General features: G+C 72.5%; 19 protein-coding genes. 7 read left to right on the top strand and 12 right to left on the bottom strand.

The window, feature by feature from the left end; translation table 11 throughout:
• The first annotated feature begins 31 nt into the window (after positions 1-31).
• Both ACWDA7_RS25455 and ACWDA7_RS25450 read left to right on the top strand, forming a co-directional pair.
• Entirely contained in the window at positions 32-565 is a 534-nt protein-coding gene (locus ACWDA7_RS25455) for a cysteine dioxygenase (RefSeq protein ID WP_450606518.1), read from the top strand.
• Complete coding sequence (locus ACWDA7_RS25450; protein WP_359397956.1) at positions 562-963, top strand: rhodanese-like domain-containing protein; 402 nt, start codon at positions 562-564, stop codon at positions 961-963. The genes ACWDA7_RS25455 and ACWDA7_RS25450 overlap by 4 nt, the downstream gene beginning before the upstream one ends.
• A gap of 84 nt (positions 964-1,047) precedes the next feature.
• On the opposite strand, the gene recX is transcribed toward ACWDA7_RS25450, so the two are convergent.
• Positions 1,048-1,827, bottom strand: coding sequence for a recombination regulator RecX (gene recX, locus ACWDA7_RS25445; RefSeq protein WP_450606516.1), 780 nt, complete (start codon positions 1,825-1,827; stop codon positions 1,048-1,050).
• A 3-nt stretch (positions 1,828-1,830) separates the two neighbouring features.
• Positions 1,831-2,967 (bottom strand): recombinase RecA, encoded by a 1,137-nt coding sequence (recA, locus tag ACWDA7_RS25440; protein ID WP_450606514.1) that lies wholly within the window; start codon positions 2,965-2,967, stop codon positions 1,831-1,833.
• Between the two features lie 346 nt (positions 2,968-3,313).
• Between recA and ACWDA7_RS25435 the strand changes: the two genes are divergently transcribed.
• The gene (locus ACWDA7_RS25435) at positions 3,314-4,147 is read left to right on the top strand and encodes a hypothetical protein (protein WP_450606512.1); all 834 of its coding nucleotides are present in this window, start codon (positions 3,314-3,316) and stop codon (positions 4,145-4,147) included.
• 52 nt (positions 4,148-4,199) lie between these two features.
• Here the strand turns inward: ACWDA7_RS25435 and ACWDA7_RS25430 are convergent, their stop codons facing one another.
• The gene (locus ACWDA7_RS25430) at positions 4,200-5,432 is read right to left on the bottom strand and encodes an AI-2E family transporter (RefSeq protein ID WP_450606510.1); all 1,233 of its coding nucleotides are present in this window, start codon (positions 5,430-5,432) and stop codon (positions 4,200-4,202) included.
• Positions 5,433-5,492: 60 nt separating this feature from the next.
• On the bottom strand, positions 5,493-5,687 hold the full coding sequence (locus ACWDA7_RS25425) for a DUF3046 domain-containing protein (protein ID WP_359397962.1): 195 nt from the start codon (positions 5,685-5,687) through the stop codon (positions 5,493-5,495).
• An 80-nt stretch (positions 5,688-5,767) separates the two neighbouring features.
• On the opposite strand from ACWDA7_RS25425, the gene ACWDA7_RS25420 reads away from it, so the two are divergent.
• The gene (locus ACWDA7_RS25420; RefSeq protein WP_450606508.1) at positions 5,768-6,712 is read left to right on the top strand and encodes a hypothetical protein; all 945 of its coding nucleotides are present in this window, start codon (positions 5,768-5,770) and stop codon (positions 6,710-6,712) included.
• Positions 6,713-6,887: 175 nt separating this feature from the next.
• Here the strand turns inward: ACWDA7_RS25420 and ACWDA7_RS25415 are convergent, their stop codons facing one another.
• Genes ACWDA7_RS25415 through ACWDA7_RS25405 form a run of 3 tightly spaced genes read right to left on the bottom strand, consistent with a single transcriptional unit; the run spans position 6,888 to position 8,859 of the window.
• The gene (locus ACWDA7_RS25415; protein ID WP_450606506.1) at positions 6,888-7,196 is read right to left on the bottom strand and encodes an AzlD domain-containing protein; all 309 of its coding nucleotides are present in this window, start codon (positions 7,194-7,196) and stop codon (positions 6,888-6,890) included.
• Positions 7,193-7,966: an AzlC family ABC transporter permease gene (locus ACWDA7_RS25410; protein WP_450606504.1), complete on the bottom strand. Its 774-nt coding sequence runs from the start codon at positions 7,964-7,966 to the stop codon at positions 7,193-7,195. Before ACWDA7_RS25410 ends, ACWDA7_RS25415 begins: the two co-directional genes overlap by 4 nt.
• Complete coding sequence (locus tag ACWDA7_RS25405; RefSeq protein ID WP_450606502.1) at positions 7,879-8,859, bottom strand: AraC family ligand binding domain-containing protein; 981 nt, start codon at positions 8,857-8,859, stop codon at positions 7,879-7,881. Before ACWDA7_RS25405 ends, ACWDA7_RS25410 begins: the two co-directional genes overlap by 88 nt.
• Before the next feature lie 103 nt (positions 8,860-8,962).
• Between ACWDA7_RS25405 and ACWDA7_RS25400 the strand changes: the two genes are divergently transcribed.
• The 3 genes from ACWDA7_RS25400 (at position 8,963) to ACWDA7_RS25390 (ending at position 15,659) form a co-directional block, all read left to right on the top strand.
• Complete coding sequence (locus tag ACWDA7_RS25400) at positions 8,963-13,945, top strand: ATP-dependent helicase (protein ID WP_450606500.1); 4,983 nt, start codon at positions 8,963-8,965, stop codon at positions 13,943-13,945.
• A 70-nt stretch (positions 13,946-14,015) separates the two neighbouring features.
• A complete protein-coding gene (locus tag ACWDA7_RS25395) occupies positions 14,016-14,864 on the top strand; it encodes an Fpg/Nei family DNA glycosylase (protein ID WP_450606498.1) in 849 nt (282 codons plus the stop codon).
• A gap of 33 nt (positions 14,865-14,897) precedes the next feature.
• Positions 14,898-15,659, top strand: coding sequence for an SDR family NAD(P)-dependent oxidoreductase (locus ACWDA7_RS25390; protein WP_450606496.1), 762 nt, complete (start codon positions 14,898-14,900; stop codon positions 15,657-15,659).
• A gap of 569 nt (positions 15,660-16,228) precedes the next feature.
• Here the strand turns inward: ACWDA7_RS25390 and ACWDA7_RS25385 are convergent.
• From ACWDA7_RS25385 to rimO, 5 genes are all read right to left on the bottom strand, one after another.
• Positions 16,229-16,699 carry a Dps family protein gene (locus tag ACWDA7_RS25385; RefSeq protein ID WP_359397978.1) on the bottom strand — a complete coding sequence of 157 codons (471 nt, stop codon included), beginning with the start codon at positions 16,697-16,699 and terminating at the stop codon, positions 16,229-16,231.
• 295 nt (positions 16,700-16,994) lie between these two features.
• Entirely contained in the window at positions 16,995-17,372 is a 378-nt protein-coding gene (locus ACWDA7_RS25380; protein ID WP_450606494.1) for a helix-turn-helix domain-containing protein, read from the bottom strand.
• A gap of 109 nt (positions 17,373-17,481) precedes the next feature.
• Entirely contained in the window at positions 17,482-18,027 is a 546-nt protein-coding gene (locus ACWDA7_RS25375) for a CinA family protein (RefSeq protein WP_450606492.1), read from the bottom strand.
• On the bottom strand, positions 18,024-18,821 hold the full coding sequence (gene pgsA, locus ACWDA7_RS25370) for a CDP-diacylglycerol--glycerol-3-phosphate 3-phosphatidyltransferase (RefSeq protein WP_450606490.1): 798 nt from the start codon (positions 18,819-18,821) through the stop codon (positions 18,024-18,026). The genes ACWDA7_RS25375 and pgsA overlap by 4 nt, the downstream gene beginning before the upstream one ends.
• The gene (rimO, locus tag ACWDA7_RS25365) at positions 18,818-20,287 is read right to left on the bottom strand and encodes a 30S ribosomal protein S12 methylthiotransferase RimO (protein WP_450606488.1); all 1,470 of its coding nucleotides are present in this window, start codon (positions 20,285-20,287) and stop codon (positions 18,818-18,820) included. Before rimO ends, pgsA begins: the two co-directional genes overlap by 4 nt.
• Positions 20,288-20,374 lie beyond the last annotated feature (87 nt).

The following is a 20,374-nucleotide window of genomic DNA, read 5'->3' as shown; positions in this document are numbered from 1 at the left end:
GCCCCCGCGCGAACCATCAGGACGGTGCCCGTTGTCTCTCTCCCCCTCCGCCCCCGCTCCCGCCCCTTCTCTTGCCCCCACCCAAGCCGACCTGCTCGACTTCGCCCGTCGTGCGGCCGCCGACGCGCAGCTGATCGCATCGCTCCCCCTGGACCCCGAAGGGCGTACCTGGGTACGCCTCCAGGGCCCCGGCGGCAGCGAGGCCTGGCTGATCGGCTGGCCCCCTGGCACCGGCACCGGATGGCACGACCACGCCGACTCGGTCGGCGCCTTCGTCACCGCTTCGGGCGAACTCACGGAGAACTCTCTCGCGGCCCGGCTGCCCTGCGACGGCTGGAAGACCCTGGAGCTCACCGAGGGGGTGGACCGGGAGCGGCGACTGCCTGCCGGGACGGGGCGCTCCTTCGGCCAGCACCATGTGCACGAGGTACTCAACGAGTCCACGGGGCACCACGCGATCTCTGTCCACGCCTATTACCCGCCCTTGCCGCAGATCCGCCGCTACAGTCGCACGGGTCAGATCTTGCGTCTGGAGCAGGTCGAACGCCCGGAGGACTGGCAGTGACTTCCGTACCCGAAGCTCCCGTGGCCATCGACGACTTGCTGGAACGGGTCCGCGAGGGCCTCGACCGCGTGGTGGCGGCGGATGCGTACGAGGCCGCGCGGACCGGTGAGGTCCTGCTCGTGGACATCCGGTACGCCGCTCTGCGCGACCGCGACGGGCTGATCCCCGGCGCCCTCGTCGTCGAGCGCAACGAACTGGAGTGGCGCCTCGATCCCCAGGGCAGTCACCGCGCCTCCGAGGCCACGAGCCATGACCTGCGGGTGGTCGTGGTCTGCAACGAGGGCTACGCGTCGAGCCTGGCCGCCGCGTCCCTGCGTCAACTGGGCCTGCACCGCGCCACGGATCTGGTGGGCGGCTTCCAGGCCTGGAAGGCGGCGGGGCTGCCGGTCACGGCGTAGGCCGCGCATCACCCTCGGCGCTTCCGGCCGCACCTGTCGAATTCCCCCGGGGCCAGGGGGAGTCACGGGCGCGGCCGCTCGGGTTCAAAGCCCGGCGTCGTCCTCCAGCCCCTGCGTGTCCTCCCCCTCGTCCTCCAGCGCCTGGCGGACCACGCGCAGCGCCATGCCTTCGGAGTAACCCTTGCGGGCGAGCATGCCCGCGAGGCGGCGCAGGCGCTTGTCACGGTCGAGGCCACGGGTCCCGCGCAGCTTGCGGGCGACGAGTTCCCGGGCGGTGGCCTCCTCCTGCTCGCTGTCGAGCCGGCCCACCGCTTCGTCGATCAGCGCGGAGTCCACGCCCTTCGTCCGCAGCTCCTGCGCGAGCGCCCGGCGGGCCAGACCCCGGCCGTGATGCCGGGACTCCACCCAGGCGTCCGCGAAGGCACTGTCGTCGATCAGGCCGACGTCCTCGAACCGGGACAGGACCTCGTCCGCCACGTCCTCGGGGACCTCCCGCTTGCGCAAGGCGTCCGCGAGCTGCTTCCTCGTGCGCGGGGCCCCGGTGAGCAGGCGCAGACAGATCGCCCGCGCCCGCTCAGCCGGGTCCCCCGGGGGCTCCCCCTCCTCGGCCCTCGACGAGAAGGAGGGACCTCCGTCCTGTGGGTCGCCGGCCGGTTCCCCGAAACCGCGCCGCCGCCCTCGCCTGCGTCCCCCGCGGGCACGGCCGTCACCGCGCGAAGCGCCCTCGCCGAACGCATCCGCGTCATCGCGCAGCTCGCCGTACGCCGTGTCACCGCTCCCGATCGACCCTCCGCCGTCCCGGTTCCCCCTGCCCTGCGGGGCGACGGGCGGGGCGTCCTCGGCCCAGTCGGTTCGTCGTGTCACGGGCTAGCTCTTGGCCGCCGGAGTCTTGGCCGCCTTGGCCGCCTTGGCCGCCGGGGCGGGCACCGACTTGGCGGCCTCCCCGGCCGCGGGTGCGGGTGCGGCACTCGCGGCGTCCGCGCCCGGCTCGGCTGCGGGCTCCTCGGGACGCACGCCGACGCCCAGCTTCTCCTTGATCTTCTTCTCGATCTCGTTGGCCAGGTCGGGGTTGTCCTTGAGGAAGTTGCGCGCGTTCTCCTTGCCCTGGCCGAGCTGGTCGCCCTCGTACGTGTACCAGGCGCCGGCCTTGCGGACGAAGCCGTGCTCGACACCCATGTCGATCAGGCCGCCCTCACGGCTGATGCCCTGTCCGTAGAGGATGTCGAACTCTGCCTGCTTGAAGGGCGGGGCGACCTTGTTCTTCACGACCTTGCAGCGCGTGCGGTTGCCGACCGCCTCCGTGCCGTCCTTCAGGGTCTCGATGCGGCGGATGTCGATACGCACCGACGCGTAGAACTTCAGCGCGCGGCCACCGGTCGTGGTCTCCGGGGAGCCGAACATCACGCCGATCTTCTCGCGCAGCTGGTTGATGAAGATCGCCGTGGTCTTCGACTGGTTGAGCGCGCTGGTGATCTTCCGGAGGGCCTGGCTCATCAGGCGGGCCTGCAGACCCACGTGGCTGTCGCCCATCTCGCCCTCGATCTCCGCGCGCGGGACGAGCGCGGCGACGGAGTCGATGACGATGAGGTCGAGCGCGCCGGAGCGGACGAGCATGTCCACGATCTCCAGCGCCTGTTCGCCGTTGTCCGGCTGGGAGAGGATCAGGTTGTCGATGTCGACGCCCAGCTTGCGCGCGTACTCGGGGTCGAGAGCGTGCTCGGCGTCCACGAAGGCGACCTGGCCGCCGGCCTTCTGCGCGTTGGCCACCGCGTGCAGGGTCAGGGTCGTCTTACCGGAGGACTCCGGCCCGTAGATCTCCACCACTCGGCCGCGCGGCAGGCCGCCGACGCCGAGGGCCACGTCGAGCGCGGTCGACCCGGTCGGGATGACCTCGATGGGCTCCCTCGACCGCTCGCCCATGCGCATGACGGCGCCCTTGCCGAATTGCCGTTCAATCTGTGCGAGCGCGGCGTCGAGAGCCTTCTCGCGGTCGGTAGCTGCCATGGGTTCCACCCGGTTCGCTTGAGTCGATCGCTTCACGTCAAAGACGCTAACGCCTGCCACTGACAATGCGCCCCGACGCCCGTCCTGCCTGTGGACAACTTGGGCACTTCTCCCGGAAAACCGAGTCGAAATCCCCGTCCAGAGGCTCACCGGCGCCTCCATGAGAATGGATGTTCGATTTTTGTGTCAAGCGCACCACCCGGCGCCGCGGGCCCGCGTTCGCGTGCCGGCGGCGCCGTTTCACGGTCGACCGGACGCCCCGCCCGAGCCCTACTTCAGCGGGCGTACGAGAGGTGACTCCGGCCGTACGACGACCCCGTCACCCCCCACCTCCAGGCTGATTCCCATGGACCGCCAAGGAATCCCCGCTCCCGCCGCCGTCAGTGCGGCCCGGCAGACCGGCACCGCCGCCACCGGCAGCCGGTCCCGCACTCCGGGGCGCCCCCTCCGCACGCCCGAACGTATTTGCTATACGACGGGCGCAGTCCTCGTCCTGTCCGGCCTGACCCACCTGCTGGTGTTCGCAGTCGACGGCGGCCCGTGGGACGGCCCCGTCTCCTGGCGCAAGCCCATCACCTTCGGGCTCTCCTTCGGTCTGACACTCGCCGCGGTCACCTGGGTGACGTCGTATCTGACCGTCGCAGCGCGGCTCCGCACCGTCCTGCTCGTCGTGTTCGCCACCGACTGCGTCGTGGAGGTCGCCGGGATCACCCTCCAGGCATGGCGCCACGTTCCGTCGCACCTCAACACCGAGACACCCTTCGACACCGTGGTCGCGATGACCCTCGCGATCGGCGGCGGCGTCCTGGTCGTGGTGTTGTCGGCGTTCGCGGCCGCCGCCTTCCGGCACCGGCCGGACGGCCCCGTGGGCATGGCGCTCGCGGTGCGCTCCGGGTTCGCGATCATGATCGTCGCGCTGCTCTCGGGAGCCGTGATGATCGCCCGCGGCGTCGTGCTCTCCCGCACCGGGCACCAGCAGGCGGCATATCACTCCACCGCGCCGCTCAAGCCGCTGCACGCGGTGAGCCTGCACGCCGTGCTGGTGCTCCCCGCCCTGGCCTGGTCGCTGTCCCGCACGGCGTGGCGCGACGCCACGAAACAGCGCATCGTGCGCGCGGCGGTCGGCGGCTACGCGGCCGCCGTGCTCGGCGCGGTGGTCTGGGCGGCACTCACCTGGTGAGCCCCCGGGGCCGGGTGACGCTCGCCCGGTGAGTCCCCGCCGCGCAGGAGCCTCAGGAGGGCGCCTGTCCGCCCAGCAGTCGCCGCACTCGCGCGGAGAGGCTGCCCGATCCCGATCCCCGCGTCCGGTGCCCCTGGACACGGGGATCGTCCGTGACGTCGTACCGCTTCACATACGCCCCGAGGAAGGCCTGGAGCGTGGCGACCGCCGGGATGGAGATCAGGGCTCCGACGGCACCGAGGAGCGCGGTGCCGGCGATGACGGACCCGAAGGCGACCGCCGGGTGGATGTCCACGGACCGCGCGGTCAGCTTGGGCTGGAGCATGTAGTTCTCGAACTGCTGGTAGACCACGACGAAGATCAGCACCCACAGTGCGTACCAGGGGTCCACGGTGAAGGCGATCAGCATCGGCAGGGCGCCCGCGAGGTAGGTGCCGATGGTGGGGATGAACTGCGAGACCAGACCGACCCAGACGGCGAGCACGGGCGCGTACGGGATGCCCAGCGCCTCCAGCAGGATGTAGTGCGCGATGCCCGAGATCAGCGCCATCAGACCGCGCGAGTAGAGGTAGCCGCCCGTCTTGTCGACGGCGATCTCCCAAGCGCGCAGCACCTCGGCCTGCCGGGCGGGCGGCAGCACCGAGCACAGCGTGCGCCGCAGCCTGGGCCCGTCGGCCGCGAAGTAGAACGAGAACAGCGAGACCGTCAGCAGCTGGAAAAGGCCACCCAGGACCTGTGCCGAGACGTCCAGGACGCCGGTGGCGCTGTTCTGGACGTACTTCTTGAGCCAGTCGGAGTGGACCAGGCTGTCCTGCACGTCCACGCGTCTGAGGTGGGAGTGGAACGTCGAGTTGATCCAGTTGATGACGGAGTCGAGGTAGCCCGGAAAGCCCTCGACCATCTTGACGATCTGGCCGGCGAGCATCGAGCCGAGCAGCGTGACGAACCCGGCCACCGCGATCGCCAGGCCCAGGAACACCAGGAAGGTGGCCAGTCCCCGGCGCATTCGGCGGGAGGCCATCCAGCTCACCGCGGGCTCTATGGCGAGTGCCAGGAAGAACGCGATGAGTATGTTGATCAGCAGGCCGGTGAGCTGGTGGAACGCCCAGCTGCCGAGCTGGAACACGGCGACCAGGGCGAGGGCCAGCACCATGGCGCGCGGCAGCCAGCGGGGCATACGTGCGCCCGGCACGGCGGCATCGCCGGCCGGGGGCCGGGCGGGCGGTGTCGTGCCGAGCGGCGATTCCTGATGGGGTACCTGGGCGGTCTCGTCTGTCGGGGCCACGGAGCCAGTCTCGCCCACCGCGCCGACAAACGGGGACTTGCGGCGGATCTTCGTGTCCCTTCAGCGCTTCTCGTGCGGAACGTTCATGGCCGTGCACACGGCTCGCCACACGTCCTTGGCCTCCCAGCCGGCGTCCAGCGCCTCGTGCACGGTGCGCCCGCCGAGCTCCGACATCACATGATCGCGTGCGAAGGTGTCGGCGTACGCCTCACCGAAGTGATCCGCCATCCGTCGCCAGAAGACCGTCAACCGCATGACTCGAGTATCCCGCCCCTGAGAGTGGGCCCGGGTCGTGACCCCTTGCCGAGACCGCTTTCCGCCCTACGGTCTGAGCCATGGCCGAAACCGGAGTATCCCCACTCCCCCCGACGCCCCCGGCGCGCACCCAGCTGTCCCGCGCCGAGCACTTCGTCTGGCTCACCGCGCGCGTACTGGAGCAGCGCCGCTTCGCCTACCACTTCCTCGGCGGCGCCGCCGAGGCGGTGGAGACCGCCCTGACCGCGTACCGCAATGAGGACGAGGGATACGGGCACGCCCTCGAACCCGATCTGCGCGGCCCGGTCAGCCAGCCTCAGCACACCGCGCACGCGCTGCGTGTGCTGGACTCCATCGGGCGCTGCGGCGGGCAGCGGGCGGAGCGTGTGTGCCGGTACCTGACCGCCGTCTCCACGCCGGACGGCGCCCTGCCCGCAGTCCATCCCGGCCAGCGCGGCTATCCGGCCGCCCCCTTCATGCCGATCGTCGACGGGCCGCCGAGCGACCTGCTCGCCACCGGCCCCGTGGTGGGCCTGCTGCACCGCAACGAGGTGTGGCACGCGTGGCTGTTCCGGGCGACCGACTTCTGCTGGGACGCGATCGAGTCCCTGGAGAAGTCGCATCCGTACGAGGTCCAGGCGGCGGTGGCGTTCCTGGACTCGGCGCCCGACCGCTCGCGCGCGGAGGCGGCCGCCGACCGGCTGGGCCGGCTGGTGCGCGAACAGCTGCTCGCGGTGCTCGATCCGGAGCGTCCGGAGGCCTACCCGGTCGCGCCCGGATACGCGCCGGGCGAGTACCACTTCCCCTACGACTTCGCGCGCACGCCTGACTCCCTCGCGCGCGCGTGGTTCACCGACGAGGAGATGGCACGCGCCCTGGACTTCCTCGCGGCCGACCAGCAGGAGGACGGCGGCTGGCCGGTCCGCTGGCGGCAGTGGGCACCGGGCAGCGCACTGGAGTGGCGGCCTGTCGTGACGATCGAGGCGTTGCGAACGCTGCGGGCCCACGGACGCTTCATCGGCTGACGGCTTCCGGGACTGACGGCGCGCCGCCCCCAGGACCCACGCGTCCGGTACGCGCGCCGCCGGTATGTGCGTGCCGTCCATGTGCGCGAGCGCTGTCCCCCTACGCCCTACGCCCTACGCCCGCTGCCTGGGCGCGCGAGCGCCGCTATGGCGTGCGTGCCGGCAGCCCGGCCGCTCAGCCCGCGATCGCCCGCACCCCCGCCGTCACGATGACGGCTGCCGCGACGACGAGCAGGAAGGGGGCGCGCAGGAGCAACGCGAGGGCGGCAGCGGCCAGCCCCGCCGCCCGTGCGTCCAGGACGACGTCCCGGCCGTCGGCGAAGGTCTGCTGAGCCGTGAGGGCGGCCAGCAGGGCCACGGGGAGCAGGGCCGCGAGTCGCCGCACCAGTGGCCGCTCCAGGAATCCCGCGGGCACGAGAAGACCGATGAGCTTGACCGCATAGCAGCCCACCGCGGTCACACCGATCGCGATCCAGACGTTCAACGGTCTCCCCCCTGCGAGTGCGGTACATCGTCGGCGGTCGCCGCCCCGGGCCCGCCCGGGGCGCGACGCCGCCCCCGCGCCCAGAGGACGGCCGGGGCCGCCAGCGCCGCCACCAGGACGGGTACGCCGGCGGGCAGCACCGGCAGCAGTCCGAGTCCCAGCACCACGGCGGCACCCGCCACGGCGCGCTCCGTGGTGGTGCTCAGCATCGGCGCGAGCAGCGCCAGGAAGACCGCGGGTCCGGCGGCGTCCAGACCCCACGCGTCCGTGTCCCCGATGGCCCGCGCGCCCACGGCCCCGAGAAGCGTGGTCAGGTTCCACAGGACGTAGAGGGTGAGCCCGGTGACGGTGAAGCCGATCCGGATGCTCCGGCGCGTCGGCTGGGCGAGCGCGACCGCGGTGGTCTCGTCGATCACCCACTGGGCGGCCAGCGGCCGCATCGCGCGCGGGAGAGCGAGCAACTGCGACAGCCGCAGCCCGTAGAACGCGTTGCGCACACCCAGGAAGAAGGCGCCCGCGGCCGCCGTGAACGGGTTGCCCCCGGCGGCGAGGGCGCCCACGAGGGCGAACTGCGAGGCGCCGGTGAACACCAGGAGGCTGAGCGCGCACGTCTGCAGCAGCGTCAGCCCGCTGCCGGCCGAGGTCACTCCGAAGGCGAAGCCGGACAGCCCTACGGCGACCCCTACGCCGAGGGCGTCCCTGACGACGGCGGCGTCCGGTTTTCCGCCGTCCTCCCCGTGTATGTCCGCGAGTGCGGTCTGTTCTGCCACGGCGGGGACGCTACGGGCAGGCCGTCCCGGAGGTCTTGTACGTTCTTGCGCCCCCGGCGACGCGGGCCCTCGCCCGTTCGCTCGCGCTGGTAGGCCCCGGGCGGGACGCCGACGATACGGGTGAAGTGGCGGTTGAGGTGCGGCTGATCGGTGAATCCCACGGTGACGGCGGCCTCGGCGGGTGCCACGCCGGCGTCCAGGAGGCGCCGGGCCCGGCGGACCCGGGCGTCGGTCAGCCAGGTGTGCGGCGGCATGCCGAACGTGTCCCGGAAGGCGCGCAGCAGCGCGAAAGGGCTGGTGCCGAGGTCGGCGGCGAGCCGTTCCAGGCTCGGCGGCTCGGCCATCCGCTCCTCGAGCACGGCACGCGCGCGTGCGGCGGCGCGGGCGCCCGCGGTGCGCACGGTGCGCTGGGGCAGCGGCCCACCGTTGAGCCGCAGCAGCCGGGTCACGGCGACCCGCAGCAGGGTGTCGGCGGCGAGTGCGTTGCCCTCGTCGGCGGCCCGGAGCACCTCGTGGACCAGGCCGACGGTGTACGGGTCCTCCAGCACCGGGCTCGCGAACCCGGGGGTGCCGCGGATGGCCGTGGTCTCGGCGGCGATCTCGGCCACCAGTTCCGGCGACGGGTAGACGGCCCCGTACCGCCAGCCCTCGGGTGCGCCGGCCCGGCCCGTGTGCGGGGTGTCCGGGTTGACCAGGGCCAGGGCGCCGGGGCCCGCGTACTGGTCCGTGCCTCCGTGGTGGAAGATCTCGACTCCGTCGGCGATGGCCGCGATCACGAAGTTCTCGTGCGTGTGCCGTACGAAGGTCTTACGGATGTAGCGGGCGCGCAGCAGGTCGACTCCGGGCAACTCCTCGTACTGCCAGTGCCGCGCCCGCTCCCCGGAACCTGCCATGGAGCCATTCTGCGGCACGTCCCGGACCGCACCCCTCGCCCTCTCGTCCCGAGGTTGCACAGGCCGGACGGGATTGTCAGTGGACGGGTGCAGGATTGACAGCATGCCCAGTCCCGCACACCGAGCTCTCTACGGCTTCTCCCCCGCGACCCGCGGCTGGTTCACGGGGGCGTTCTCCGCGCCCACCGCCGCCCAGGCCGGGGCGTGGCGTGCCATCGCCGAGGGTTCGGACGTGCTCGTGGTCGCCCCGACCGGTTCCGGCAAGACACTGGCCGCGTTCCTCGCCGCCCTCGACCAGCTGGCGTCCACGCCGCCGCCCGCCGACCCCAAGAAGCGCTGCCGGGTGCTGTACGTGTCTCCGCTGAAGGCCCTCGCGGTGGACGTGGAGCGGAATCTGCGCAGCCCGCTCACCGGTATCCGCCACGAGTCGGTGCGGCTCGGACAGCCCGAGCCCGAGGTGAAGGTAGGCATCCGCTCCGGCGACACCCCCGCCGCCGAGCGCCGCGCCCTGGCCACGCGTCCGCCCGACATCCTGATCACCACCCCCGAGTCCCTGTTCCTGATGCTGACGTCGGCCACCCGCGACGCGCTCACGGGCGTGGAGACGGTGATCCTGGACGAGGTGCACGCCGTGGCGGGCACCAAGCGGGGCGCGCATCTGGCGCTCTCTCTGGAGCGGCTCGACGAGCTGCTGCCCAGGCCCGCGCGCCGCATCGGCCTGTCCGCCACCGTGCGCCCGGTGGACGAGGTCGCCCGCTTCCTCTCCCCGCAGCGCAAGGTGGAGATCGTCCAGCCCGAGTCCGGCAAGGAGTTCGACCTCTCCGTCGTGGTCCCCGTCGAGGACCTGGGCGAGCTGGGCGGCTCACCGGTCAGCGACGGCGGTGAGGGCAAGGAGCGCCCGTCCATCTGGCCGCACGTCGAGGAACGCATCGCCGACCTGGTCCAGGCCCACCGCTCCACGATCGTGTTCGCCAACTCCCGCCGCCTCGCGGAGCGGCTGTGCAACCGGCTGAACGAGATCGCCTACGAGAGGGCGACCGGCGAGCCGCTGGAGGAACATCACTCCCCCGCCCAGCTGATGGGCGGCTCGGGCGCGGCCCAGGGCGCGCCCCCGGTGCTCGCCCGCGCCCACCACGGTTCGGTCTCCAAGGAGCAGCGCGCCCTGGTCGAGGAGGACCTGAAGGCGGGACGGCTGCCCGCCGTGGTCGCCACCTCCAGCCTCGAGCTGGGCATCGACATGGGCGCGGTGGACCTGGTCGTCCAGGTCGAGTCGCCGCCGTCCGTGGCCTCCGGGCTGCAGCGCGTGGGCCGCGCCGGACACCAGGTCGGCGCCGTCTCCACCGGCGTGGTCTTCCCCAAGTACCGCGGCGACCTCGTCCAGGCCGCCGTGGTCACCGAGCGGATGCGGTCCGGCTCCATCGAGTCGCTGAAGGTCCCGGCGAACCCGCTGGACGTGCTCGCCCAGCAGCTCGTCGCCATGACCTCACTGGACACCTGGCAGTTCGACGACCTGCTCGCGGTGGTCCGGCGGGCGGCCCCCTTCGCCTCGCTCCCCGAGTCGGCGTTCACGGCGGTGCTGGACATGCTCGCGGGCCGTTATCCCTCCGACGCCTTCGCGGAGCTGCGGCCGCGTGTGGTGTGGGACCGGGTCGCGGGCACGATCAGCGGCCGTCCGGGTGCCCAGCGCCTCGCCGTCACGTCCGGGGGCACGATCCCGGACCGCGGGCTCTTCGGGGTCTTCCTGGCCGGGGCCGACCCGAAGAAGGGGGGCGGCCGGGTCGGCGAGCTGGACGAGGAGATGGTCTACGAGTCCCGGGTCGGCGACGTGTTCACGCTGGGGACCAGCTCCTGGCGGATCGAGGACATCACGCGCGACCGGGTCCTGGTCTCCCCCGCGCCCGGTGTCCCGGGCCGGCTGCCCTTCTGGAAGGGCGACCAGCTGGGCCGCCCGCTGGAGCTGGGCCGCGCGGTGGGAGCGTTCCTGCGCGAGGTCGGCTCGCTGCCCGAGGAGGAGGCCCGGCTGCGGCTGCTGGCAGCGGGCCTCGACGCCTGGGCCGCGGACAACGTGCTGTCGTACCTGACTGAGCAGCGCGAGGCCTGCGGTCACGTCCCGGACGACCGCACGATCGTCGTCGAACGGTTCCGGGACGAGCTGGGCGACTGGCGGGTCGTGGTGCACTCGCCCTTCGGCGCCCAGGTCCACGCCCCCTGGGCACTCGCGCTGGGCGCCCGGCTGTCCGAGCGGTACGGCATGGACGCCCAGGTCATGCACGCCGACGACGGAATCGTGCTGCGTCTGCCGGACGCCGATCTGATGGGGCTCGACCTGCTCGACCAGGAGCCGGTGAAGGCAGGCACGGAGTACGACGCCGAGCAGGCGCCCGTCGGTGCGGCGGAGGTCGCCTTCGACAAGGGGGAGGTCGACCAGATCGTCACCGACCAGGTCGGCGGCTCGGCGCTGTTCGCGTCCCGGTTCCGCGAGTGCGCCGCCCGCGCGCTGCTGCTGCCGCGCCGCAACCCGGGCCGACGCACCCCGCTGTGGCAGCAGCGCCAGCGCGCGGCCCAACTGCTGCAGGTGGCGAGCGAGTTCGGTTCGTTCCCGATCGTCCTCGAGGCGGTACGCGAGTGCCTTCAGGACGTCTTCGACGTCCCGGGCCTCGTCGAGCTGATGGGCGACATCGAGTCCCGCAAGGTGCGGCTCGTGGAGGTCACCACCCCGGAGCCGTCCCCGTTCGCCCGCTCGCTCCTGTTCGGATACGTCGCGCAGTTCCTCTATGAGGGGGACTCGCCGCTGGCCGAACGGCGCGCGGCCGCGCTGTCGCTGGATTCCCGGCTGCTGGCCGAGCTGCTGGGGCAGGCGGAGCTGCGCGAGCTGCTCGACGCCGAGGTGCTGACCGAGCTGGAGCGCGAGCTGCAGTGGCTGACCGAGGACCGGCGCGTCAAGGACGTCGAGTCGGTCGCGGACGTGCTGCGGCTGCTGGGCCCGCTCACCGAGTCCGAACTGAGCGAACGGGGGGCCGCGCCGCAGTGGGTGGAGGAGCTGGCCGCCGCCCGCCGCGCGATCAGGGTCCGTATCTCGGGCACGTACCACTGGGCCGCCATCGAGGACGCGGGCCGGCTGCGCGACGCGCTGGGCACGGCGCTGCCGGTGGGCGTGCCCGAGGCGTTCACCGAGCCGGTCAAGGACCCGCTCGGCGACCTCTTGGCGCGGTACGCGCGCACCCACGGCCCCTTCACATCGGCCACCGCCGCCGCACGGTTCGGTCTCGGGGTGGCCGTGACCGAGGGCGCACTGCAACGGCTCGCGGCGTCCGGCCGGATCGTCCAGGGGGAGTTCCATCCGGCGGGCATCGGCCAGGAGTGGTGCGACGCGGCGGTGCTGCGCAGACTGCGGCGCCGCTCCCTGGCGGCGCTGCGGCACGAGCTGGAGCCGGTGCCTCCGGCGGCGCTGGCGCAGTTCCTGCCGCAGTGGCAGCACGTCGGCAGCGGGCACGGACTGCGGGGCGTCGACGGACTGGTGCGGGCGATCGAACAGTTGCAGGGTGCGTCCGTGCCCGCATCCGCGCTGGAGAAGCTCGTTCTGCCCTCCCGCGTCTCCAACTACACGCCCGGGATGCTGGACGAACTCACGGCCGCCGGCGAGGTGGTGTGGGCCGGCGCGGGCGCACTGCCCGGCAAGGACGGGTGGATCTCCCTCTACCTGGCGGACGCGGCACCGCTGCTGCTGCCCGCCCCGCACCCCCTGGAACTGACCGCCCTCCACCAGTCGGTGCTGGACGCCCTTTCGGGCGGCTACGGCCTGTTCTTCCGCCAGATCGCCGACCAGGTCCGCGCCACCACGCACCCGGACGTGACGGATCCCCAACTGGCCGACGCCGTCTGGAACCTGGCCTGGTCGGGGCGCCTGACGAACGACACCCTGGCGCCCATGCGCGCGCTGCTCGGCTCGGGCCGCACCGCGGGGTCCACCGCCCACCGCGCCAAGCGCGCGATGCCGCGCGGCCGGTACGGCTCGCTGACGGCTGCCGCACGCCCCCAGTCCCGTACGGGACCGCCGACCGTGGCGGGCCGCTGGTCCCTGCTGTCCTCCCGCGAGTCCGACGCCACCGTCCGCGCCCACGCCCTGGCCCGGACGCTGCTGGACCGGCACGGCGTGGTGACCCGCGGCGCGGTCGCCGCGGAGGGTGTCGAGGGAGGCTTCTCCGCCGTGTACCGCGTGCTGTCCGCGTTCGAGGAGAGCGGTCAGGCACGGCGCGGCTATGTGGTCGAGGGACTCGGCGCGGCGCAGTTCGCGATGGACGGCGCGGTGGACCGGCTGCGCGCGGTGTCGAACGCACGCGATCGGGGCGAGCCCCTGCCCGGCGCGGGCACAGGGCCTGCCGACGGGAACGGTTTCGGGCACTCCGCAGACCGCACACGCCCGTTCGGCCCCACCGGAACTCCCGGCGCGGGCGACGACCCCTTCGGCGGCTCGGGCGCGGCATTCGGCACCGGCGGCCACGAAGGCCCGCAGGACCCGTTCGACGACGTCTTCGGCGACCCCTTCGCCTCGGACCCGGCAGGGCAGGATCCGTTGTCCGCGCCGGGGTTCGGAGGCCCGCGCTCGGGCTCTCCCGCCATGGGGTCCGGCTCCCCTTCCCCGTACGGACAGTACGGATCGGGTCTGCCGCCCCACCGCACCCGTTCCCACGGCCCGGCCCGGAGCGTGGTCCTGGCGGCCGCCGACCCGGCGAACACCTACGGTGCCGCGCTCGCCTGGCCCGAGCCGCCAGAAGGCGCGGGGCACAAGCCCGGGCGCAAGGCCGGTTCACTCGTGGTCCTGGTCGACGGTGAGCTGGCGCTGTACATGGAGCGGGGCGGCAAGACCCTGCTGACATGGCCCGGCGATCCGGAGGCCAAGGCGACGGACGACGCCCGGCTGCGGGCGGCCGCCGAGGCCCTCGGGGCAGCGGCACGCGCCGGTTCGCTGGGCACGGTGACGGTCGAACGGGTCAACGGCGCCTCCGCCTTGTCGTCACCGTTCGGCGTGCTCCTGGAAGGTGCGGGCTTCATCGCCACCCCGCGGGGGCTGCGGATCCGGGCCTGAGCCCGGCCCACCGCGCCCCTGGCGGGTGGCGCCCTGCCGGACCGCGACCGCGACGTGTCACCCTTGACGCATGCCCGAAGGAGACACGGTCCACCAAGCCGCGAAGCGTCTGCACGCGGCGCTCGCGGGCAAGGTGCTGACCCGCTCCGACCTCCGGGTGCCCAAGTACGCCACGACCGATCTGACCGGCCGTACGGTCCTGGACGTCACCCCGCGCGGCAAGCACCTCCTCACCCGTATCGAGGGCGGGCTGACGCTGCACTCGCATCTGAAGATGGACGGCGCGTGGAAGATCTACGCACCGGGCCAGCGCTGGAGCGGCGGGCCCGCCCACCAGATCCGGGCGATCCTCGGCACCGCCGACCGCACCGCGGTCGGCTACCGTCTGCCCATCCTGGAGCTGCTCCGCACCACCGACGAGCAGCGCGCCGTGGGCCATCTCGGCCCCGACCTGCTGGGCCCCGACTGGGATGCCGACCGGGCGCTGGAGAACCTGCTGGGCGACCCCGCCCGCCCGCTCGGCGAGGCGCTGCTCGACCAGCGCAACCTCGCCGGCATCGGCAACATCTACAAGAGCGAGCTCTGCTTCCTGCTGCGGGTGACTCCCTGGCTTCCCGTCGGCGCCCTCCCGGCCGAGCACGCCTCTCGCGTCCCCGCCCTCGCCAAGAGGCTCCTGGAGGCCAACCGCGACCGCCCGGCCCGCAACATCACGGGGCGGCGCGAGCAGAACCTCTTCGTCTACGGCCGCGCGCCCCGCCCCTGTCTGCGCTGCGGCACCTCCGTCCGCGTCGCCGACCAGGGCGACGGCTCCCGGGAGCGTCCCACCTACTGGTGCCCGGCCTGCCAGTCGGGCCCGGCACCTGAGCCGGCCCCGATGCGGGCCGAGCCCCGTGGCAGCCGCTCCCGCACCGGTAATTGACGGACCGTCAGGAATACTCGTACCGTCGCTGTCATGCCCGTCACGGCGTACGACCTCAGCGGACGCACCGCATTCGTCACCGGCGCCGCCAGCGGCATCGGCCGGGCTTCGGCCGTGCTGCTCGCCCAGACCGGCGCGACCGTGCATTGCGCGGACCGCGACCCGCAGGGGCTGCACGGGACGGCGACCCTGATCAAGGACCTCGGCGGCACGGCCCGCACCCACCTCCTCGACGTGACCGACCGGGCGCAGCTCAAGCAGGCGGTCGCCGCCTGCGAGCGGCTCGACGTGATGGCGGCCATCGCCGGGATCATGCACAGCAGCCCCGTGCTGGAGACCCGGGACGAGGACCTCGACCGGGTGCTGGCCGTCAACTTCAAGGGCGTGCTGCACGCCTGCCAGGAGGCGGCCCTGCGCATGATCGCCGACGGTACCCGTGGCAGCATCGTCACGATGGCGTCGGGCGCCGTCGACACCGGAGGTCCAGGGCTGCTCTGTTACGGCGCGGCGAAGGCGGCGGTGGTGCAGCTCACGAAGACTCTGGCGACCGAGATCGGGCCGCACGGGATCCGGGTCAACGCGGTGGCCCCTGGATGGACCCGTACGCCGATGACCGACCGGCACGGTGGGACACAGGAGCAGACGGAGGCCTTCATGGCCCACCTGTCGCCGCTCCGCCGGGTAGGCCGACCGGAGGACGTCGCCCACGCGGTCCTGCACCTGGCCTGCGACGCCGCATCCTTCACCACGGGCCAGATTCTCCGCCCGAACGGCGGAGTGGCCATGCCCTGGTGACCCCTGTGAGGGGATGACGCGCGGAAGGGATGACCGCGGACCGCTTCCAGAGGTCCCCTGACCACCCCTGGGGGCGGTCCTGCCGGTCCGTCCGCTCCCCCGCGCCCCACCCCCTCACCTGGGTTGCGCGCCCCTCCCGCGCGCCCACGCGGTACGCCACCGCCGCCAGGCCCTGGCCCACTGGTCCGACCCGGCCGCCCCCTCGGCCCGAGACTTCGGCACACAGTGCACCGGCAGCAGACTCAGCCCCCATCCGCTGATCGCGACCGCCCCCTCCAGCACCCCCGCGTCGGGTGCCAGCACGAGTCGAAGCACCCCCCACCACCACAGCGCACCCAGCGCCAGCCTCGCCCCCCAGCGAGCTGTGCGCCCCGCCATGGCCTCACCTCCAACCCGAGGAACCCGACCCTAGACGGGGCCCGTCCAGGCCTGGGAGGGCGCACCAGCGGCACACAGGCGCACCGGACCCAGCGCATTCCCCCGGCATCCGTCGCACACGGCGCACGCCGCGCACAGCCTTCACCCGCCGCCTGTCCCGTCCGGCAGCGGGGCCCCTGGGAGCCGGGCCCTCACCCGTTCTCCGCCTGGAACATCCAGTGGTGCTTCTCGAGGTCCGCGGTGATGGCGATGAAGAGGTCCTGGCTCACGGGGTCGGCCTCGGCGGTCGACCCCACCCGCTCGCGCATGCGCCCGATCACCGAGCCCAGCGCGGACACGAGCGTGCCGACGGCGTCCGTGTCCTTGACCCAGCCCTGCGGCACAGAGCCGATGCCGCTGCCCTGGGCGACCGTCGCGGCACGCCCGTCCGGCGGGACACCGAGGGCCGAGGCCCGCTCCGCCACCGTGTCGGAGTGACGCCGTGCGCTGTCGACCACCTCGTCCAGTTGCAGGTGGATGGAGCGGAAGCGCGGTCCGATCACGTTCCAGTGCACCTGCTTCGCCACAAGGGAGAGGTCCAGGAGATCGACCAGGGCTCCCTGCAGCGCCTCGGAGACCGTCTTGAGGTCAGGGTCGGCCAGCGGGCTCTTCACGACGTACATCGGTGATCCTCCGTGAGCGTTCGTGCGGTCCCGAGCCCCGCTCTTCCACCATGACCGCACCACCCGGCCCCGGCAAACGGGGCCGGCCGCCCACCGGGCCGCCATCACCGCAGGCCCCGCCCCGCCCGAGGAAGCACGGAGCGCCCTCGCGCGCCCCCGGCGGGCCCGCGCGCCGGGGGCCCGCTCCGGATCCAGACGCACCAGAGCCCCGGCCGCGCCCCTCCGGTCCTCCCGGAGTGGCCCCGGCCGGGGCTCTCGCAGATATCGCCGCCTCACCCGCCCACGCGTGTGAGGATCAGGCGGCGACCACGTCCACTGCCTCGCTGGGCGCCTTGATCGTGACCCGTTCCGGTGGGACACCGGCGACAGACACGGAATTCAGCATCGGGCGACGCACCGGTGCGGGCACCGGTGCGGTGGCCGCTGCCGACTGTGCCAGCTCGGCGAGTGCGAGCTCGTCGCTCACTTCCCGCATGAGCTCGGACATCCGTACGTCCAGCGCGTCGCAGATCGCGGAGAGCAGTTCGGAGGACGCCTCCTTCTGCCCCCGCTCCACCTCGGAGAGATAGCCGAGCGAAACTCGGGCGGACGAGGAGACTTCGCGCAGAGTACGGCCCTGGCGCTGGCGCTGCCGACGCAGCACGTCACCCAGCAGGCGACGGAGCAGAATCATCGGTGGCTCCCTCCTCGGACCGCGAAACCGCATCCTTCACGCCCCACCGTACCGCCTTGCGCCGCGGCCGTGCGGGGAGCGCTGTTGTGTTCACTCAGGGCTGCAAACATCAAGTCCCCCCGTTCTGTTCCGTATCCTGTGCCCGCTCATTCCCGGTCTGTTCGCCCGTAAGCTCCTTCAGGAGCAATCCGAGTACGCTCCGTACACTCTCCATACGGATTTCCGCACGGTCACCGTTCAACCGCAGAGAGGCGACTTTCCCGCCCCCGAGTTCGCCGGACATCTCCGCCGAGGGCCCGTGCACGGCCACGAAGACGGTGCCGACCGGCTGTCCGTCCTGGGGCTCCGGACCGGCGACACCGGTCGTCGCGAGCCCCCAGTCGGCGCCGAGCACTTTCCGTACGCCGGCCGCCATCTGGGCCGCCACCTGCGGATCCACCGCCCCGCGCTCATCCAGGAGAGTGCCGTCGACCCCGAGGACATCACGCTTGAGATCGGTGGCGTACGCGGTCACGGAGCCGCGGAAGACCTTGGACGCGCCGGACACCGCCGTGATCTCCGCGGCCACCAGACCACCGGTCAGCGACTCGGCCACAGCGAGGGTCTCACCCCTCACCGTGAGTAGCCGGAGCGCTTCGGCGGCCACGGGGTTCACCGCTCGGCCTCCCCGGCCGCGGCCCGGCGCTCGGCGATTCCGCGCCTGCGCAGCACGATGGCCTGTCTCACATAGTCGAGCCCGGTGACGACGGTCAGCACGATCGCCGCGGCCATCACCCAGAACCGCAGGGTCGCGAGCCACCCGGTGAGCGCCAGGACGTACATGCCGACGGCCACGCCCTGGGTGAGTGTCTTCAGCTTGCCGCCGCGGCTCGCCGGGATCACGCCGTAGCGGATCACCAGGAAGCGCAGCAGGGTGATGCCGAGCTCACGGCCCAGAATGACTCCCGTCACCCACCACGGCAGGTCGCCCAGACCGGACAAGCAGATCAGGGCCGCGCCCATGATCGCCTTGTCCGCGATCGGATCGGCGATCTTCCCGAAGTCGGTGACGAGGTTGTACGTCCGCGCCAGATGCCCGTCGAACAGGTCGGTGATCATGGCGATGGCGAACGCCGCCCAGGCGAGGGAGCGCCACGCCGGGTCGTACCCGCCGCCCGCCAGCATCAGCGCGACGAAGCCCGGGACAAGGAGCAGACGCAGCATCGTCAGGAGGTTGGCGACGTTCCAGACGCTGGCCTGGTTGACCACGACGGCCGTCAGCTTGACGCCCCGCGCCGACCGTGCGCCCTCCTTGGCAGCGTCCGCGTCCGGGGCACGGGCCGGCAGCCCGGACGGCCCTTTGGCCGCTTCGCCGCCGGACATGGCCGCGGTACCGGGGCCGCCCGGCGCGGTGACCGCCCTGCGCCCACCGGAGGAGCCGCCCGCCGCGGATGCCGGGATTCCCGTCATCTGCCCTCCTCAGGACAGCCGAGCGAGCCCTCGAGCGGCTCGGCCACCAGATCGACACCTTCCGTACCGACCACCTTCGCCTCGACCATACGGCCCGGCCGCAAGCCCTCGCTCCTCGTGAACAGCACCTGGCCGTCCGTCTCCGGAGCCTGGTGCGCGGCGCGGCCGTAGGCGCCCTCCGCCTCGTCCACCGATTCCACGAGCACGTGCACGGTCTCTCCGAGGCGCTCCTCGGCGCGCTGGGACACCAGCTCCTCGGCCAGGCGGGAGACATGGGCGAGCCGCTCGGCGACGACGTCCTGGTCGAGCTTGCCGTCGTAGGTCGCGGCCTCCGTGCCCTCCTCGTCGGAGTAGCCGAAGACACCGATCGCGTCCAGCCGCGCACCGTTCAGGAAGCGCTCCAGCTCGGCCAGATCGGACTCGCTCTCGCCGGGGAAGCCCACGATGAAGTTGGAGCGCACGCCCGCCTGCGGCGCCTTGCTCCTGATGGTGTCCAGCAGCTCCAGGAAGCCGTCTGTGTCGCCGAAGCGCCGCATCGCCCGCAGGACACCGGGCGCGGAGTGCTGGAAGGACAGGTCGAAGTAGGGCACGACCTTGGGGGTGGAGGTGAGCACGTCGATGAGGCCGGGCCGCATCTCGGCGGGCTGGAGGTAGCTGACGCGAACACGCTCGATGCCGTCGACCTCGGCGAGCTCGGGCAGCAGCGACTCCAGGAGGCGGATGTCACCGAGGTCCTTGCCGTAGGAGGTGTTGTTCTCGGAGACCAGCATGATCTCCTTCACGCCCTGTTCGGCCAGCCACCGTGTCTCGTTCAGCACATCGCTGGGACGGCGCGAGATAAAGGACCCGCGGAACGAGGGGATGGCGCAGAAGGAGCAGCGCCGGTCGCAGCCGGAGGCGAGCTTCACCGAGGCGACCGGAGAGCCGTCCAGGCGGCGCCGCAGCGGCGCACGGGGACCCGAGGCGGGGGCGACACCCTCCGGAAGGTCGGCCGGACCGTGCCCCGGGAGCGCGACCGAGGAGGCCGACTCCTGTCGCTCCGCCGGGCTGATCGGCAGCAGCTTGCGCCGGTCGCGGGGGGTGTGCGAGGCGTGGATGCCGCCGTTCAGAATGGTCTGGAGGCGGTCCGAGATGTCCGCGTAGTCGTCGAAGCCGAGCACGCCGTCGGCCTCCGGCAGGGCCTCGGCGAGCTCCTTGCCGTACCGCTCGGCCATGCAGCCCACCGCCACGACGGCCTGGGTTCTGCCGTGGCCCTTGAGGTCGTTGGCCTCCAGCAGGGCGTCGACGGAGTCCTTCTTCGCGGCTTCCACGAAGCCACAGGTGTTCACGACGGCGACGTCGGCGTCCTCGGCATCCTCCACGAGCTGCCAGCCGTCCGCCTCCAAACGGCCTGCGAGCTCCTCCGAGTCCACCTCGTTACGGGCGCAGCCAAGGGTGACGAGTGCGACGGTACGGCGTTCAGGCATGGGCTCTAGACTACTTCGTCCCGCTGACAGCCCACGTCGACGGGGTTGGCCGATCTTGGCCAACCCCGTCGTGTGTGTACCCCTGGG

The organism is Streptomyces sp. NPDC001156, assembly GCF_053598275.1.
The sequence above is the reverse complement of the archived record's forward strand: the minus strand, read 5'-3'. Positions and strand labels throughout refer to the sequence as shown.